This window comes from Halobacteriovorax sp. RT-2-6, from assembly GCF_047085025.1.
Classification (GTDB): Bacteria; Bdellovibrionota; Bacteriovoracia; order Bacteriovoracales; family Bacteriovoracaceae; genus Halobacteriovorax_A.
Window position 1 is genome coordinate 577011 of record NZ_JBKIYH010000001.1, and the last position, 18177, is coordinate 595187.

An 18177-nucleotide genomic window follows, 5' to 3' on the forward strand; every position below is an offset into this window, starting at 1 on the left:
TTATAATGCATAGTCATTGCAAAGTATTATATGATTTATACATGAGATTTCATATTCTTTTATTTTTAATATTTTCTGTCACAGCAAACACTTATGCCGAACTCGCAGAATTCGACTCTGGCCCAGGTAACGCTAAAATATTTAGAATTGATGCTCTTGAAAATTACGTTAAAAAGATTAGAGAAGAAATCACTCGCATTGAAAGTGGCATGGATGACAAAATGGGCAAGGAGCTAAAGTCTCTTAAGGCCCAGATCGAAGAACTCAAAAATAAAGAAACTAATTTGGATGGGCTTAAAGTTATTGAAGAGCGTCTAAATAAACTTGAATTAAAACATGCTGACGATGTAAAGAAGATGCAGGCAGACTTTAGAAATCTGCAGCAGAATATTGATCAGTCACTCTTAGATCTATCAAACAAAATTCTTCAACGTATTCAGGTTTTTGAAAAGTACCTTCAAAAGCCTTAGAAAAGCTAGTGAGAACAATGTCGGTATTCATTCTCTGTTATCTTCAACTTCTTAGCAATTGTAGGTTGAGTTAAATAAATTGAGGTTAATCTTCTTTCGTTAGAGATATAGGAAGATCCTTTTCTTAATTCTTTATCTAAACATAATTCACTTCTTAAACTATCAACGTCAATACCACTATGGGCCACCACTTCTGCACTAAACCAATCTGCGAATACTTCATCAAGTTGATCGCGCTGTTTTCCAGGTAGAGGGTAAAGAGATCGATTGCATGTAGGGTTTGCCAAGAGATTGTCTCCAACTTCTTTTGTTAGAACCTTATTTTGAACTAAGAAATTTAATTGAGAATCATCTCTAAAGAGCGCTCCTGCACTCGTTGAATTTCTTAAGCATTTCTGAATCGAATCAAAAGGATTTTTACTCTTATAAAAACCAGAGAAACGACAGCTATCAAAAGAATGAGCAATCTCGTGTGCCATTAAACTCACTAAGCTTGCACGATACTTGGGAAAAGCAAAATTTAAGCCTTCAAGGCCGATATTAATTTCATTACTCTTTGGATCATACGCAAATCCCCACTCTAAGAAATCGCGAGGAGCTTGGGCAACTTTAGTGCCAAGGACTTTTTTGGGAATGAAAATATTAATCTTTTCCACTTTCTCTTTTATTTCTTTGAATGCCTTAGTATCACCCAATTGAATTTTCAAAACAGAAAGTGCACTCTTTTTAGCTCTTCTAAAACTATCTTCTAAAAGGAGAATTTTCTTCTTTGTATAAAGCTGTGAAAAGACATCAGTTAACTCTTTATCCAAAAGATCTTGAATGGCCTTTGGCCTTTCATTAAATGTTCCAGAAGATAGAACAATATTTTCGATATAATAAAGACGCCACTGTTTCGCGACATTTACAGGATCGTTAATATCGAGTTTTCGACGTTTGATCCAACTTGTAACAACAGGACTCTTCTTAGCAATTAAACTACCAAGGGCCTCATCTGCAACTGCTGCTATTGGCCTTGAATTAGCAAGATCAACTTTAAGTTTTGCGATTTCATTATAAATAGATTCATCTTTTTCAAAGCTAACCTTCTTACAATATGATTTGAAGGTTGGGTTAGCATATAAACTTACAGCAATAAAAAAGGGGAATAAAAACTTCATTCCCCTATTATAACTTAAAAAAATTAAATCGATTGTATGGACTTATTTACCGGAAACCACTGATTGATCAAAGTGATTAGAGCGCATTCCACAGTCGACTAAAATCCCTGCAGCATTAATTCCACTTGATACATTAGATAGTAAGAAAACAACTGTATTTGCTACTTCTTGAGTCTTAAGTGCTTCCTTTCTCATCGTTAGCTTTTCAGCAAAGATATAATTATCGATATAGCCTGGAATTCCTGCGGAAGCAGAAGTCTTTAATGGACCTGAACAAACGCTATTAAATCGTACACGCGAAAACTCACTAAAGCTCTTAGCTAAATATGAACAAGTTGTTTCAAGCATTGACTTGATTGGTCCCATGTATCCATATGAAGTCGCTTTTGTGTCAGAAATCGAGATTGTTACCACCGATGCATCTTGCTCAAAAAGAGCAGATAGTTCATTTGCTAGTTGCACTAGTGAAAAAGAAGAAATCTGTGTTGCCTGTGCAAAGTCTTCCCATGAAGTTTCATGAAATGGCCTTGGCTCAGTAAGATTTGCAAAAGCAATTGAGTGAAGCATTCCATCTAGTTTTACTTCATCATTTTTTAAGTTAATTGCTAATTCTTTGATTTGAGCTTTATCAGTCACATCAACAATATAGCTTTTTGAATCAGGAAAAAGCTTTGTAAGCTTTGCTTGATGCTCTTCACTTTGAACAGTGAATACGCAACTTCCTCCATTATCAATTATTGTCTTAGCACTGAAATAAGCAACACTTTTCTTATTTGCAACACCAGTTATTAGAAATAATTTATTTTCAAAATTTAAAAAACTCACTTTATACCTTTATACTTTTGCACATGTAAATTCGATTGAAAGAACGGCCTTACCAGCAACCTTAGCCTTTCCCTTGAAATAGAAAGCGTTAGAGATTTGTTCAATAAGCTCAACTTCCATCACTAGCTCATCACCAGGACGAACCATATTTTTGAATTTTGCATTTGAAACTTTAGCAACAACACCTAGCCCACCATCAGCACCAGCGGCCATTAAACATGCACCTGATTGAAAAATTGCCTCTTGTAAAAGGACACCTGGCATAATTGGATTCCCAGGGAAGTGACCTTTAAAAAAGTCCTCTTCACCAGTTACCTGATAACTTGTTACGATCTTATTGCCTTCTTTTTCGATAATCTTATCAACAAAAAGAAAAGGTTCTCTTTGAGGGATTAAGTCCTTAACATTTAAATCACTCATTAAAGTCCACCCGTTACTTCTAGAGAAGCGCCAGTGATATAGGCAGCTTCACGTGAAGCTAAAAATTGAACTGCATGTGCGACTTCAGAGACTTTTCCAAATCTCTTTAAAGGCACTTGTTTCTTATACTCTTTAACTTGTTCAGCAGGAAGGTCAGCAATAAGCTCAGTTTCGATAAAACCAGGACATACGTTATTAATTGTAATCCCCTTCTTACCAACCTCTTTTGAGATTGATTTACTCATTGCAATTTGCCCCGCTTTCGATGCAGCGTAATTGGCCTGTCCAGGAAGACCAAGACTACCACCAACAGAGCTCATATTAATGATTCGCCCGTATCTCTTAGATAAGAAATGGTTAACTGCTCTCTTTGTCATTAAGAAAGTTCCAGTTAAGTTTATATCAAGTACTCTTGCCCAATCTTCATCAGGCATAATTGGAGAAAGATTATCTTTCCTAATACCAGAGTTATTAACAAGAATATGGATTTGCTCGAATTGCTCGTTCATGCGGTTCCAGAAAGCTTCAACATCTGTAGCATTAGATACATCAAACGCTTCAAGAAAAAGGTTTTCTCCTAACTCTCCAAGCTCTGCTTTGAAGTTATTTGCAGCATCATGATTTCCAGCATAAGTAGCAACAACACGTGCCCCACTTTTTAAGAAAGCTTCAGTGATCCCACGGCCAATTCCGCGTGTTCCACCAGTAACAATTGCAACCTGATCTTTAAAATCAAACATATAATTCCCTTTTTATTCTTTTGAACTATCTAAATAAGTATTTAAGTCATGTCCTACGATAACACCGTAGTTCGCGGCCCCAAGCCAACCAGACATGATAATTCCAACTGAACCTGCATGAAATAGGCCCTTTATTTCATTTGGAAGTTCTTTAGAAACAGCAAGTCCTTCAAACTTTGTTCCAAACGAAGACCCAAAGTGATGATGTGTATACTTCTCTACAGTACGCGGAGAAGAAACATTCACATGCTCTATCTTATCTTTAAAACCTGGGACTAATTTGTCCATTGTATTAATAGCATTTTGAGCAAGATATTCTTTGCGTTCTTTATATTCATCATCTGTTAAATGCATCCAATCTTCATATCGAGCATTGATACTTGATACAACCGCATACTTCTGCTTCATATGTTTTCTCATATCTGGATAATAGATAGAGAAGGTCTGAGAGTAAGCTTTAGGAGACAACAGAAGATCAGTGTCAAATTTGTCAGAGCTTGAATAGAAAATCAGCTCACCAATATTTGGGATCGACTCTCCTTCTTTTAGTCCCATAAAGACCTGGCAAGAAGATGAGTTAACTCTTACGGCCTTCGCGTCCTTTGCAAACTTTTCTGAGTATTTAGCATTTGGAGTCATCTTGAAGATCGTATTATAAAGGGCCGAGTTAGATAGAACGGATCTTGAAAGAACGCTCTCCTCACCGATACGAACACCTTTTGCAATATTGTCTTCGACTAGGATTTCGTCAACCTTTGCATGAAGTTTAATATCCACTCCATTGGCAAGAAGTTCATCTTTCATCATACCGATAAGCTTATCTGTACCACCTCTAAAGATATAAGCACCTTTATTCATGAAATTTGAAAATACAATCCCGAATGTAATGGCCTCATCTTCAAGAGTCGAACCATTCGCGTATGCAATGGGCTCAAGCAGGAAGCGAACAACATCATTTCTTCCCGGAAAGTATTTTTCAAATAACTGGCCGTTTGTCATGGCCTCATCATCATAGAAATTCATTGCACGAAGCTCATCAAAGAATCCTACAACGTACTCACGATCAAGATTGAATTTCTCAACCATGATGTTGATATAGTCTTCTTTCGTGAAATCTGTATCAATTTCAAATTGTGGATTGATAAAACGAATTTTATCAACACGCTCAATACAATCGGCGATATCTTTTGACCAATAACGACGACAAGTCTTAATCATCCCAACAGGAAATCCGTGAAGAGAAATATCAAAAATATGCCTTTCACCTTCATTCGTTGGTCGTCTAAACCAAGTAGCAAAACCACCTAGTTTGTTATGGGCCTCAAGAAGAAGAACTTTTCTTCCATCCTTGGCCAGTTTATTAGCTGCCGTCATCCCCGCAAGCCCTGAGCCCACGATGATGACGTCATAAAATTTTGTAATCGGATCTTTCTTTTTCAGTAATGCCATTTTAACTTTCTTTTAATAAATTATTTTTTTAGTACCATTGTTGATAATTTTTTTGTTTTTGGATTTATTACATAAACAATAAATGCGATAGTTCCATTATCATTGATACGTGGAGCATGAACAAATGGAGATGTTGTTGCATCAACAACTTCGTAATCAACACCATTGATAGAAAGAGCATCTCCTTCTCCGATAAGCTTAGACCACTGTCCATTTACATATTTAAAGATTGCAGCAACACCTGCTTTATCATATCCACGAATAACGATGTCACCATTAGAGTTCATTGCTGGTGCAAATCCGTCAAATTTAGAAATCATCTCACCTAGAGATAGAATTGGCTTAATGATTCCATTAGTAGAAGCAAATAGCTTTACACCTTCATTTGTTTGCGCCCATACAGCAATGTCACCTTTTTTATTAACTGTGTATTGGTTTTGAATCGCTTTAATTTTTGATGAAGGTTGTCCATCTCTATCTTGCATAACAATTTGACGACTACCTTTTTTGATATTGTATAAGTAAAGGCGATCTGGTTGAGACTCAGCAGTAGACTTCCCCATTCTAACTTTTGTTAAAACATAATTGCCAGCTGTCACAGGAGAGAAGATATAACCCATATCATTTGTAAAACTTGTAAACACATCTTTTTGCTCATCTAAAGTTTTAATCACAACTTTTGCTTTACTTGTCCCAAAAGAATGACGGTAGATAAGTGTGTCTTCACTATTCATTGCGACACCAGAGACACCAGTAAACATTCCTTCAAAGTTTTCGTGCTCAAGTCTTTTACCTGTTTCAAGGTTAATCGTATAAATTCCTGTGTGCTCATAACCATTATTAGGTGCAAACACGACATGATCTTGACCAGAAGCTGCATCATTGAAAAGATAAAATTCGCTAATGGCCTCATCACCATTTCCTGCAAATAATTTTACATTGTCACTATTGTCACCACATAGAATTCCATATTTTGAAATTCCATTATCCGCACCACTTAGAGAGAAACAAACCTTGCCTGAATTCTCTAGTCTTAGTGAAGTACTAATCCAAAATGTTTGATCAGGTAGGTTAAGATTTAACTCACCACTACTTGCTAGTAATTGATAATTCGCTTGTGCACTGAACATTCCAAATGCGGCCAATGCTATTTTAAATAAATTCTTCATAATATTTACCCCGAGATATGTGAAAGTGTGTGTTATTAAAGGCATTATCATACCTAAGAGGCCACATTTCGGCTAGAAAATGGGCGAGAATTTTTTGGGCCAAATGACTAAAAATAGGTTAGATTTGACACATGTCGATCCTTTGTAACTTAAAAAACATCAATCTAGCCTTTGGGCAGAAAGTCATTTTCAATAACGCACAATTCTATATTGAGCATGGTGATAAAATAGGTCTTATTGGCCTAAACGGAATGGGAAAATCTTCGTTGCTAAAGATTATCAATGAAGAGCTTGCACCGGATTCGTGCACTCCACCGTTCACATTTGAAAAAGCAACACAGGCACAAGGGCCGACCTTAGAATTTAATGTTTTCAAAGTCGATCAAAACTTCACAATTCCAAGTGATGATATCACCATTGCTGATTATTTTTATTTTCAATATCGTGATCTAAAAAAACTAAATGATGACTTAGTCTCTCTCGACTTAGCTACTGAAGAAGGACTAGCGAAGCAAAACAAAATAATGGAAGAGCTTGAGCATAGGAACTACTGGGAGCTTAAGAATAATTTTGAAAGTTATATCAAGGCCTTTGGCCTAACAGATCTGCATGCTAAAGTGAAAGGTCTCTCAGGTGGAGAGCAAAAAAAGATTCAGCTTAGTCTAGGCCTAACAGCAAAAGAGAACCTCATTCTTTGGGATGAGCCTACAAACCACTTAGATTTTGAAACAATCGAACAATTTGAAGATGAAATCATGAAGTCAAATAAGACTCACGTTATCATCTCCCACGATAGGTACTTACTTTCAAAAGTTACAACAAAAATTTTCCATATTCACGCTGGAATTGTTTCTCCATTTAAGGGAACATATGCTCAATATCTCGAGTTCACAGCGGCCCAGGAAGAATTGAGAGTCAACTCTTTAACAAAGTTAAAAAATTCTCTTAGGCGTGAGACTGCGTGGATGCGCCAAGGAATCAAGGCCCGTGGTACTCGTTCAAAAAAGCGTGTCGAAAATTTTAACGACCTATCAAAAGCAGTACAAAAATTAAAAGATCAGGCACGTAGTCAACTTGATCTTGCAATGAATGATAGTAATCGAAAAACGAAACAACTCGTCCAATTCAAAGATGTCTCTTTTGGTTTTGAAAATCATGAACCACTCTTTAAAGACGTAAACCTATCTATTTTTAAAGGTGATAAAGTTGGTGTCCTTGGAGAAAATGGAGTTGGGAAATCGACTCTCATGAAGCTTGTTGCTGATCGCTTAACAAATACTTCAGGTACAATCAAAAGAGCTGATGATTTGAAAGTTTGTCTTTTTTCACAAAAAAGAGATGAATTTGATTTAACGAAATCACCATTTGATCTACTTGGTGAAGGTGAAGACTTTATTCATTTCAAAAGTGGCCGCTCAATCCACGTCGCAAGTTATTTTCAAAACTTCCTTTTTGATCGTGGAGAGCTGTATCGCCCACTTTCAAGCTTTTCAGGTGGTGAGCTGAATCGTCTTCAACTCGCGCTAAATCTAAAAAATGAAGCCGATATTTGGATTTTTGATGAGCCAACAAATGATTTAGATATTGAATCAATTGAAATTCTCGAGCAAAAACTTTCTGAATTTCAAGGTACTGTAATTATCATATCTCACGATAGATCTTTCTTAGAAAATATCACTAATCGAGTGTGGTTAATTGAAAATCAATCAGTGACTAAATTTTCAAGCGGATTTACATTTGTTCGTCCTTATCTTGAGGCACGAGAAATTGAGAGAAACCTTGAAAAACAACAACAAGAAGAAACAAGGCCTAAGGCCAACCAGGTAATTGAAACACAAGTTATCAGTGAAATAAAACCAAATGTTGATACTGATAAAATTGAAAGCGAAATTATGGATATTGAGGAGCAAATTGCTAAAATTGATGAGCTTCTTTCTCGTTTTGATTACTCTAATATGGATGATGAGAAGAACCAACTAATTGCAGGCCTTAACCAAAAAAAGAGTGTTCTCAATGAAAAAATTGAAGAGCTATTTGAGCTATTGTCTTAGATATTAATCCACTGCCTTACAAGCTTGGCTATTTTCTATAGGAAGTGGCCAAAAGAGCTACCTAACCTACTGAATTCTTTATGATTTAATTGATCTGCTATGATCAAAAAGTACTAAAAAAGTATGTAAATTAACCGATAAGAACTTGGCTAATAAAGCGGAACGTAAACAGGATAGGAACAAGTTTGAGACTAAAGGCAATTTCGGCCATCGTCATATTAACGTTGGTCTTAATATTAACAAATAAGAATTCCAAAGACGAAGGTCTTATTAGCTCAAACAACCCGACATCAACAAATAAAATCGTAAATGATCAAGAAAAGAATTCAAAACGCACATTAGCATCCACTAGCTCAAAAGTTTCAAATACAGGGCAAATTAAGAATATTGAATCAGCTAAGGTAAAATTACCAAACACACCTGAATATGTAAGTGAAGAAGCAGAAATCGCTTACATCAACAATCGCCCTCAGGACCAAACAAATACTTCTGTTGGTTATACATCACTTAATTCGGCGCCAGCTCCTGTTAGCTCATCAAATAATAATGCTGCCTCTTACTCAAATACTTCACAATCAAGTGCATCAGATAACAACACGTTTAAAAAAGAAGAAGATAAGTCAAATTCAAGCTCAACAAGCTTTTATTACCAAACATCAACAGCGCCCCAAAGCGAAGAAACAAATACAAGGTCAAGCTCTAGTACGACAAACTCCGGAAAATCAAACCCGTACATACCGCCAACTCCAAGACTACAGGGACTAGTTCCACCACTTAATGGAGTCATTACTCATACGACTTTCTTTACACGACAATTTAGTGCGTATGCAGCAACAACATGTACGGATCCAAAGGTTGCAATATTTGATACGGTAACGATGTCAATTCTTGAAGATAATCCAATTGATCTAGAGACAATATCAACTTCGACTCAATTTGAATTTAATATAAGTGAACTAGAGTTAGACCTGACTGCTCCTGCTCGTTATAAGATCAAACTACTAGGGTGTGATATTGAGCTAGAAAAGATTGTAACAAGTTTCTATAAGAATCAAAATATTACTGCTGCTACAACAATTTTGGCACAACTACCTGCAACGAGTATCAACTATTCAACTGATGCAAGCTTTACTAAGAAACTAGAAGCAGCGGAAGAGGCCCTAGCAAATACGCTTGCTGATAATCTTACTAATTTGGAAGATGCCTACACACAGATTGAAAGTGATACTGAAATACAGTCGACTTTTAACGAGTTAACAGAGGGTGAAAACTTAGATATTTTAAAAAGCTCTAAGCCTAAAATAAAGAGTATTTTATATGCAACATTAATGGATGAAGGCCTTTCCTCTGAATTCTCGGCCCTTGCTGAACACTGGGATTCGACTTATCAAATTGCTTACGAATGGTTTGTTGACGGCGTTTCAAGTGGAACAGGAAACGTATGGAATTACACTCCTCCATCAAATACACTTCCTAAAGCAATTATTACGTTAAAAGTTGGAAAGAAACAAAGTGGTAACGATCGCGTTGATACAACTCTACCATTCCATGAGAAAAGTTACGAGATCGACATAAATCAAGTTAATGATGCGCCAACTTTAGCAACGCCTCAAACAATTAATACGACAGAAGATTCAGGCCTCGATTTTAGTCTAACTGAAGCTGTTGATCCTGATTCGTTCTCGCTAACTTATACAATTGTGTCACAGCCAACAAACGGAACTCTTACTTGTGATCCAGGGACAACAAGTTGTACCTATACGCCTAACTTAAACTTCACTGGAACAGATAGCTTTACTTATAAGGCCAATGATTCCGAACTTGACTCAAATATTGCGACAGTTAATCTGAATGTTGCCAATGTTAATGATAGGCCATCAATTGCTGCAAATGAAATTTTTACTGCAATAGAAGACACTGCTTTAAATTTCACATTAAGTGATTCAACTGATATCGACAACACAAGTGCACAACTAAGTTATAAATTAATCACACCACCAAGTAATGGTACCCTTTCAAACTGCTTCACGACGGGCAGCTATACTGCAGACTTAACTTGTACATATACACCAAATGCAGATTTCAATGGTAGCGATACATTTACTTATATTGTCAATGACGGTCAATACGACTCAGTTGGACAAGCAACCGTTACAATTAATACAACTCCTGTAAATGACGCTCCTACTCTGAGTTCAACACAGTCCCTAGCAACAGCTGAAGACACACTAGTGGCCTTCACATTAAATACAGGTAGTGATATTGATGCCGATGCACTCACTTATAGTATCGTCTCAACAACATCAAACGGTGTTTTGACTTGTACTGGTGGTACTTCAAGAGATTGCCAGTATATGCCCGCATCTAATTTCAATGGTGTTGATTCTTTCACATATAAAGTAAATGACGGAAATCTTGATTCAAATATAGCAACCGCAACAATCACAATATCATCGGAAAACGATGCTCCACTTATAGGTAATGATCAAACGATTTCAACTAATGAAGACACACTTGTAAGCTTCACACTAAACAATGCTACTGACATTGATATGCCTACACAGACTCTCCAGTACAAACTTATTACAGGACCAACAAATGGTACTCTTTCAAATTGCTTAACGACTGGAAGCTATACAACAGATATAACTTGCGATTATACACCAAACTTAAACTTTAATGGTACTGACACATTTACATATCGAGCAAACGATACATTAGTTGACTCACCTACAGAGGCAACAATTACAATTAATATAACTGCTGTTAATGATGCTCCGGTGTTATTGGCAACTCAAAGCGTTTTAACAAATGAAGACACACCAATTAGCTTTGATCTAAATGCAGCTACAGATATTGAAAATGATGCTCTTACCTATACAATCGTATCAACGACTGCTAGCGGAAGTCTTGTCTGCGACCAAGGTAACTCAAGAGCATGTACTTATACACCAAGTACAAACTTCAATGGCCAAACGACATTCACTTATAAAGCAAGTGATGCGAGTTTAGATTCGAATACTACAACAGTAACAATTGATGTGAATTCAATCAATGATGCACCAGTGATGGCGGCCAACCAGAGCTATTCAACAGATGACAACACTCCACTTAGTATTACTTTATCGAATGCGACAGATGTGGATGGTGATAGCTTAACTTATAAGATTGTCTCTCTCCCTACAAATGGAGTACTTTCGGATTGTATTACGACAGGAAGTTATGGAACTGATCTGACTTGTACATATACATCTAATGTGAATTTCAATGGTACAGATTCATTCACATTCATTGCAAATGACTCAACTACGGATGCTCTAAGTACTGCAACGGTATCAATTACAGTTTCAGATAAAACACCTTCAGCGCCACCTTCAATAGCACTAAGCTCGGCCCTTTATACTTCTTCTACAAGTAATAATCTAACAGTAAGCTCATGTAGTGATATTAACTTTGTCCTAATAAATGAAGGAACTCAGCCTACTGAAGCAGATAGTGCTTGGCAGTCTTGTACGACGACGGCCTCAGCAATTACATACACACTGGCCAATACGAACCAAGGTCTACACACACTTAAGGCATGGTCAAAAGATGTGAATGGTAATGTATCAACGACATCAACTGATATCTCTGTTTTTTATGATACACAGGCCCCAACGATCTCAATTGCGACAATAGCGAATCAAGCTGGATCAAATAGCGTAACACTTTCTTGGGATGTAACTGAGGATAATATCTCTGCGGCCCAAACTCATACAATCGACTATTGGAATGGAAGTAATTGGGTGAATATCACTTCATCACTAAATGCAAGTGTAGGCCCACTTACAAATACAACATTCACTCAAGCATGGAGTGTTCCAAACCTAAATATTGAAGATGCTAAAGTAAGAGTTTCTCTAAGTGACCTAGCGGGTAATACGAATACAGTCGAATCTAATATCTTTTGGATTGACTCAATGGCTCCACAGATTGCGCATGACTCATTTACATCGTATGGACAAAATTCAACAAAAACATTCACATGGACACTTACTGAAAAGCATATTGATTCTGTTGCAAATAATTTTTCACTAAGATTTTACGACGGTGGTGCTTGGCAAAATCTGACAGCGGTAGCAGCTGTTACAAGTGAGAATATTTCAAAGAGCTACTCTGCTGATATTAACTTAGGTCCAGAGGTCAATAATGCAATCTTTGAAGTTAGTTTTACAGATGCTGCCGGACATAGCACAACGGTTCAGAAGAATTTTGTTATTGATGGGAGCGCTCCTACTATCTCTTCAATCTCTTTAAATGGTGGTGCCACAACAACAGGAAATAATAATATACAAGTCGATCTCGTTGCTGCTGATACTGCATCAGATATTACATATATTTGCCTTAAATATGATGATACAACTGCACCATCAAGTATCAATGATGAATGTTTCACAACACTTCCAGAGGCCAAAAGAGCACAAAATATAACGATTACGAGTGCAGATAATTTATATGTGAGAATCGGTTTTGTTACAAATAGTTATAGTGTCTACGCTTGGGCCGCTGATGCAGCAGGAAATATCTCAACAAATACACAAGTGACAAGTGTTGATACTGATTCAATTAATTATCTGCCTGGTACACCTCCAGAGATTTTCAATATCATTGCAACAAATACAAATACGCCGAGTTCACCAGCGACTCTGTCACAACTTCAGGCCCCTAAAGATAGCGATATATATGTAAAATGGAAGGCCATCGATAATGAAGGACTAGCAACTAACCCTATCAGTATCTACTACTCATATCTTGATGGAACAGAAGAAAAGTACCAGCTTCTTATGGACAATATTGCAAATATTCAAGGAAGTGGTTGTACAATTACGGCCCAAGAAACAGGTTGTATCAGACTTACAGGACTTTCTCCTACGGACTCTGTTTATAAGATCAGAGTTGTTGCCCTTGATAGCGATGGTAGTGAAACCTTTATGACATCTGCACCTCTAAATGAATCTAATTTTAGAATCATTGCGGGAAGTACAGAAAAAGGTATTGGCGGAAGTGGGCGTTCTGTTATTTTTAAAGATGGAAATTCAACATATGAGATTGATCTATTCTCAACGGTAGTCACTGATCGTGGAGATATTTTCTATCGTGACCTTGATGCAGGACTCTTATGGGTTGATCCTGCCACAGGAATTATTAAAGAATTATTACCAACAACAGGTACACCAAGTGGAGATGGCGGATCAATTGAGAATGCCACAATTGGCTTTGCAAGTGCCATTACTCTTGACTACAACAATGGGCTTCTCATTGTCGATAAGGGCAGTATTAGACGAATTGATATGAATACGACTCCTTGGCAAATATCGACTCTAGTAGGTGGAGGATCGAACTCTAATCCAGGAACAAGTTTTGCACCAAGTGCTATCGACATTGCAAGCTTTCATCGCTTTCTAGGTACTCTAGTTCCTCTACCAAATGGCGACCTCTACTTTAGAAGTACTTCAAGTAATACTGATCGCAATTGGTTTCACTTTGATGCAAGCGAAAATATAGTCAATCGTATCCAAATCGATGGTGTCGGTATCTACAATGAGGACACTTATAGTTGGTCAGGAAAAAGTGTGACGAATATGGCCATCGCCTATAATGCGGTAAACTCGGCTCTTGAGCATATGCATGTAAGTGTTCATAAGCCTGTCACAGGAAATACGCATTACCGTGTCGCTAGACTAGACTACGCATCGGGTACACCAACAACGACATATAATGCCACAGCACCTTATGATATCTATACAGGTTATCGCTCAATTTACAAAACAGGCCTTGATGGAAAAATCTATTTTGATTACAACCATGGCCGCAACCTAATGCTCTATGATCATGTAACAAATACGTATACGAGAGTTCTTGGTACTGATTCAACATCGAGCACACCATGTGCAGATGGAACGGCAGCGACTTCATGTCCAATAGACCTTCAAGGTTACTTTGTTAACCAACAAGGTAAAATCTATTTCAATGATCATGGACTAATTAGAACTTTAGATGACAGTGGTAATATCGTTACCCTAGCAGGTCAATTCTCTTCTTCAGGTGATGGAGAAAGTGCTCTATCAGCTCGTATTTCGGCTTCTTGGCAAATCGATTGGGGTAAAGATAATGGCCTAGATAATACAATAGTTGTCGGTGATTACGTTTCAGGAACATACAGAGAATTTACAATTGGTGGAACCATCGAAACTATTGTTGGTGGCTACTCAGCGAGATCTTATAGCTTCTCAGTTGATCGAACAACAGGAGATATTTTTGATGATGTTGGTTCAGGTGTAAATCGCTACAGCAGAACAACATTAACCAATACTCGAGTTATTGGAAGTGGTGCCACTTGGTACTTTGATGCTGCATCCGATGGACTAGTCGGAACAGATATTAAATTTGACTGGTATAATGAGCAAATTCTTGGGGTGGCAAATGGCGAGCTTATGCTTCACAAGTCACGTTATAACGGATCAACGACTTCTGATGCATTTATAAAGCTATACGATATGAATGATAGCTACCGTCAATCTCATTTTGCAGGTATGCCTGATACAGAGCGTGGAAATTTCTATAGTGCAGCTACTCCTCTAGCAAGCTCACGTGTACCAACATATGGTGGTATGGTAAACTCACATTATGACTCAACTCTTGGTTGGATGTTTAAGCAAACAAGTTCTGCTCGAGTTATGATAAAAGGTGGTGACGGAAATATCGTTGACTACACGATGTTACCAAGAACAACTAATGGTTTCACACACGTTCGCTATAATTCAAAAGAATACTACTATTACTGTGCAAGTAATAAAATGTGGCAATATAATTTTACGGATGATATCGAAACTGAATTAAGTTGGGATGCGCAAGTTGATTGCTATACATCACAGAGAAAAATTCTCTACAACCCAACTAATCATTCTGTACACTTCTTAGTCGTACAAAATGGATTATTTGCAGTTGCAGAGTATTTTCTTTAGATATTTTTTTCTTTACGAATCATTGCCATTGCAACTTTAACACCATCAACGGCAGCAGATGTAATACCACCTGCATAACCAGCACCTTCGCCACAAGGGTATAAACCTTTATGAGAATCTGATTCAAAAGTCGCGCGACTTCTTTTTATAGTTACAGGTGCCGAAGTACGAGTCTCCGGTGCCAATAAAAGGGCATCATTATTTACAAACCCCTTCATTTTCTTATCAAAAGACTCTAGTCCTTCACGAAGACCTTGAGCAATAAACTCTGGAAGAATAGTTGTTAAGTTATGTGAAAAGATTCCTGACGGACAAGATGTCTTTGGAAGATCTTTAGAAACACGGCCATCAAGAAAGTCTTGTACTCTTTGTGATGGAATCTCTTTTCCAGATGCATTAGCAAGCGAAGCTTCATAGGCTTTCTTTTCAATTTCACGTTGAAAATAATGACCATTTAATACATCATCAAGACCAAAATCTTTTCCTGCATTTACAGAAACAACAAGTGCAGAGTTTGACCAAGGCGAGTTTCTTGCAAAGTTACTCATTCCGTTTACAACAATCCCATCAGCATCAGTTCCAGAAGATAAAACGTAGCCACCTGGACACATACAAAAAGAGTATGTTCCTTTATCAACGTTCTTGTTGTGGTATGTAAGTTTATAGCGAGCGGCACCAAGATCTTCTTGAACAAAGCGTCCATATTGAAGAAAATCAACTTGCGAGCGGCGATGCTCAATACGCACACCAACAGCAAAGTCCTTGGCCTCCATCGCAACTTCTTTTTCTTTTAAATGATAATAAATTTCTTTAGCAGAGTGACCTGTAGCTAGAACAACGTTATTACTCTCAAGTGTTCTTCCATCACTCAGCTTAACACCGGCAACTTTCTTATCGTCCTCAAAAAGTATTTCATCCACCTTCACATTATAGTGAATCTCACATCCTTTTTCTTTAAGATGATCAGTGATTTGTTTGATTAGCCCACGAATCTTATTAGATCCTAAGTGCGGGTTAGATACATAGGCCGTCTCAGGAGGCGCACCAAAATCAACAAAACGATTCATGACATATTGTACGTAAGGTGACTTAATACGCGTGATTAATTTCCCATCAGAGAAAAGTCCCGCTCCACCTTCACCAAAACAAACATTATTATCATCGTCAAATTCATTGTATCGCCAAAAACGAGCAATATGCTTCATACGATTATGAGCACGATCTCCTCTTTCAATAATGATCGATTTAATTCCATATTCCGCTAAGCGTAGTGCACAAAATAGGCCAGCAGGTCCTGCACCAATAATAATTGGTGTCTTAGAAAAGTTATCAAGAAAGTTAAACTGCTCTCGATACGCAGCAAACTCTTCACCAGGATAAATAATTTCAACTTTAAAATTATAGATTGGTTTTTTACCGCGATTAGCTCCACGAGCATCAAGGGCCTTGTTATGGATTCGATAATCAGCGAAACCAGGAAAGTTTTTGTTTAGATAAAACTCTAGGTCTTGATCGTAGTCTAATTTAAAATTCGTAATTTTACTCATTCGTACTCTTTCTTTCTCTATATGATAAAGTTATGTGTTAAAATAATCAGCGTATATTATAACCTATCTTGCCCAAATTAAAGGATTAACATGGCCAAAATTTCCCAAATAATCATTGGTGACGAGCTGCTAAATGCAAAAATTAATGATCTTAACCTGCAAATACTTGCAAAAGAGATCGCTCCTCTAGGCTTTGACTTCAATAAGTGCACAATCCTAGGTGACAAATTTGATCAAGTAACTCAAGAAATTAAGAAACAGGCCGCTGAGAATGACTTTCTTATCATCACAGGTGGGCTTGGGCCAACAAAAGATGACTTAACAAAATCCATTGTGGCAAATGTACTAGGTGTTGAACTCGTTGAAAACCTCGAAGCAGAAAAGATAGCAATTAGGCAATACGAAACATTTGGCAGAACGTTTTCACGTGAAGTGAGCAACTATCATATGCTGCCAAAAGATACCTCTCCTATTTATAATCCATCTGGCCTTGCTCCAGGAATTCATGCAAAGTTAGGAAAATGTGAGATTTTTTGTACACCGGGTGTTCCTCGCGAATGCCAAACGATGGTTAGAGATAGTATTGTGCCACTTCTAAAAAACCGAGCTGAAAGTGGTCACGAACTTTTTGTGTGCCGTACTCACAGCATTCCAGAAGAGACAATCTTCTTTAAGCTTTGCCCTACACTTTGGGAAGACTTGGAAGAATTTGGAAAAGTTAGCTCACTTCCAATCGTCTCAGGAGTTGATATTACCATTAATCTTAGGCCACAATTTCAAAATGAAGAATCACGTCAAAGAATTAGAGATATCATTGAAGCAACAGAGTTAAAAAATAATATTTGGACTTATGGCCTTCGTACAATCGAAGAAGTTATTGTTGAAGAAGCAAAAGCGAAAGGACTCACAATTGGCTTTGCCGAAAGCTGCACAGGTGGACTGGCCAGTTCAACAATCACAAATGTATCAGGGTCATCGTCTGTCTTTTTAGGTGGAGTCGTAAGTTACGCTAATTCAGTAAAAGAAAATATTATTCACGTTAAAAATGAAACACTAAAAAATCATGGTGCCGTTAGTAACGAAACAGCAACGGAGATGGCCGCTGGTTCTCGCAAGGCCCTAGGTGTTGACATTGCAATTTCGTATACTGGAATTGCCGGCCCTGGTGGTGCGACTCCTGGCAAACCTGTTGGAACAGTATGTATCGGCGTTGCCACAAAAGATGGTGTATCAGCGCAAAGATATGAGTTTCGCGGAGATCGAACTCGTTTGAAAAATAAATTCTGTCAGCAAGGTTTGATCCTACTACTTGCAAAGGTACGCGACCTATAAGGTACGCGCC

General features: G+C 37.5%; 11 protein-coding genes. 4 read left to right on the top strand and 7 right to left on the bottom strand.

Going from position 1 to position 18177, the window contains the following annotated elements; all coding sequences use genetic code 11:
- Positions 1 to 41: 41 nt before the first annotated feature.
- The gene (locus tag ACMAYS_RS02660) at positions 42 to 470 is read left to right on the top strand and encodes a hypothetical protein (RefSeq protein WP_103217436.1); all 429 of its coding nucleotides are present in this window, start codon (positions 42 to 44) and stop codon (positions 468 to 470) included.
- Between the two features lie 5 nt (positions 471 to 475).
- On the opposite strand, the gene ACMAYS_RS02665 is transcribed toward ACMAYS_RS02660, so the two are convergent.
- From ACMAYS_RS02665 to ACMAYS_RS02690, 6 genes are read right to left on the bottom strand one after another with little or no spacing between them, the layout of a single operon-like run.
- Positions 476 to 1630: a hypothetical protein gene (locus ACMAYS_RS02665; protein ID WP_412462686.1), complete on the bottom strand. Its 1155-nt coding sequence runs from the start codon at positions 1628 to 1630 to the stop codon at positions 476 to 478.
- 42 nt (positions 1631 to 1672) lie between these two features.
- Entirely contained in the window at positions 1673 to 2455 is a 783-nt protein-coding gene (locus ACMAYS_RS02670) for an enoyl-ACP reductase (protein ID WP_103217438.1), read from the bottom strand.
- A gap of 9 nt (positions 2456 to 2464) precedes the next feature.
- Entirely contained in the window at positions 2465 to 2875 is a 411-nt protein-coding gene (gene fabZ, locus ACMAYS_RS02675) for a 3-hydroxyacyl-ACP dehydratase FabZ (RefSeq protein ID WP_412462687.1), read from the bottom strand.
- Positions 2875 to 3615 carry a 3-oxoacyl-ACP reductase FabG gene (fabG, locus tag ACMAYS_RS02680; protein ID WP_392991691.1) on the bottom strand — a complete coding sequence of 247 codons (741 nt, stop codon included), beginning with the start codon at positions 3613 to 3615 and terminating at the stop codon, positions 2875 to 2877. The genes fabZ and fabG overlap by 1 nt, the downstream gene beginning before the upstream one ends.
- A gap of 12 nt (positions 3616 to 3627) precedes the next feature.
- Positions 3628 to 5064, bottom strand: coding sequence for a phytoene desaturase family protein (locus ACMAYS_RS02685; RefSeq protein ID WP_412462688.1), 1437 nt, complete (start codon positions 5062 to 5064; stop codon positions 3628 to 3630).
- 20 nt (positions 5065 to 5084) lie between these two features.
- Positions 5085 to 6233 (bottom strand): hypothetical protein, encoded by a 1149-nt coding sequence (locus ACMAYS_RS02690; RefSeq protein WP_412462689.1) that lies wholly within the window; start codon positions 6231 to 6233, stop codon positions 5085 to 5087.
- 131 nt (positions 6234 to 6364) lie between these two features.
- Between ACMAYS_RS02690 and ACMAYS_RS02695 the strand changes: the two genes are divergently transcribed.
- Together ACMAYS_RS02695 and ACMAYS_RS02700 are read left to right on the top strand one after the other, a co-directional pair.
- A complete protein-coding gene (locus ACMAYS_RS02695; RefSeq protein WP_392991687.1) occupies positions 6365 to 8284 on the top strand; it encodes an ABC-F family ATP-binding cassette domain-containing protein in 1920 nt (639 codons plus the stop codon).
- A 185-nt stretch (positions 8285 to 8469) separates the two neighbouring features.
- Positions 8470 to 15288: a tandem-95 repeat protein gene (locus ACMAYS_RS02700; RefSeq protein ID WP_412462690.1), complete on the top strand. Its 6819-nt coding sequence runs from the start codon at positions 8470 to 8472 to the stop codon at positions 15286 to 15288.
- Here the strand turns inward: ACMAYS_RS02700 and ACMAYS_RS02705 are convergent.
- On the bottom strand, positions 15285 to 16835 hold the full coding sequence (locus ACMAYS_RS02705) for an NAD(P)/FAD-dependent oxidoreductase (RefSeq protein ID WP_392991682.1): 1551 nt from the start codon (positions 16833 to 16835) through the stop codon (positions 15285 to 15287). The genes ACMAYS_RS02700 and ACMAYS_RS02705 overlap by 4 nt on opposite strands.
- Before the next feature lie 90 nt (positions 16836 to 16925).
- Here ACMAYS_RS02705 and ACMAYS_RS02710 point away from each other — a divergent pair, with 90 nt between their 5' ends.
- On the top strand, positions 16926 to 18167 hold the full coding sequence (locus tag ACMAYS_RS02710) for a CinA family nicotinamide mononucleotide deamidase-related protein (protein ID WP_103217446.1): 1242 nt from the start codon (positions 16926 to 16928) through the stop codon (positions 18165 to 18167).
- The last annotated feature ends 10 nt before the right edge of the window (positions 18168 to 18177 follow it).

Excerpts from the sequence above, each read along its gene's own strand:
- ACMAYS_RS02685 (WP_412462688.1), bottom strand. The coding sequence starts at position 5,064 with ATGGCATTACTGAAAAAGAAAGATCCGATTACAAAATTTTATGACGTC.
- ACMAYS_RS02705 (WP_392991682.1), bottom strand. The coding sequence starts at position 16,835 with ATGAGTAAAATTACGAATTTTAAATTAGACTACGATCAAGACCTAGAG.
- ACMAYS_RS02660 (WP_103217436.1), top strand. The coding sequence starts at position 42 with ATGAGATTTCATATTCTTTTATTTTTAATATTTTCTGTCACAGCAAAC.
- ACMAYS_RS02710 (WP_103217446.1), top strand. The coding sequence starts at position 16,926 with ATGGCCAAAATTTCCCAAATAATCATTGGTGACGAGCTGCTAAATGCA.
- ACMAYS_RS02695 (WP_392991687.1), top strand. The coding sequence starts at position 6,365 with ATGTCGATCCTTTGTAACTTAAAAAACATCAATCTAGCCTTTGGGCAG.
- ACMAYS_RS02665 (WP_412462686.1), bottom strand. The coding sequence starts at position 1,630 with ATGAAGTTTTTATTCCCCTTTTTTATTGCTGTAAGTTTATATGCTAAC.
- ACMAYS_RS02690 (WP_412462689.1), bottom strand. The coding sequence starts at position 6,233 with ATGAAGAATTTATTTAAAATAGCATTGGCCGCATTTGGAATGTTCAGT.
- fabG (WP_392991691.1), bottom strand. The coding sequence starts at position 3,615 with ATGTTTGATTTTAAAGATCAGGTTGCAATTGTTACTGGTGGAACACGC.
- fabZ (WP_412462687.1), bottom strand. The coding sequence starts at position 2,875 with ATGAGTGATTTAAATGTTAAGGACTTAATCCCTCAAAGAGAACCTTTT.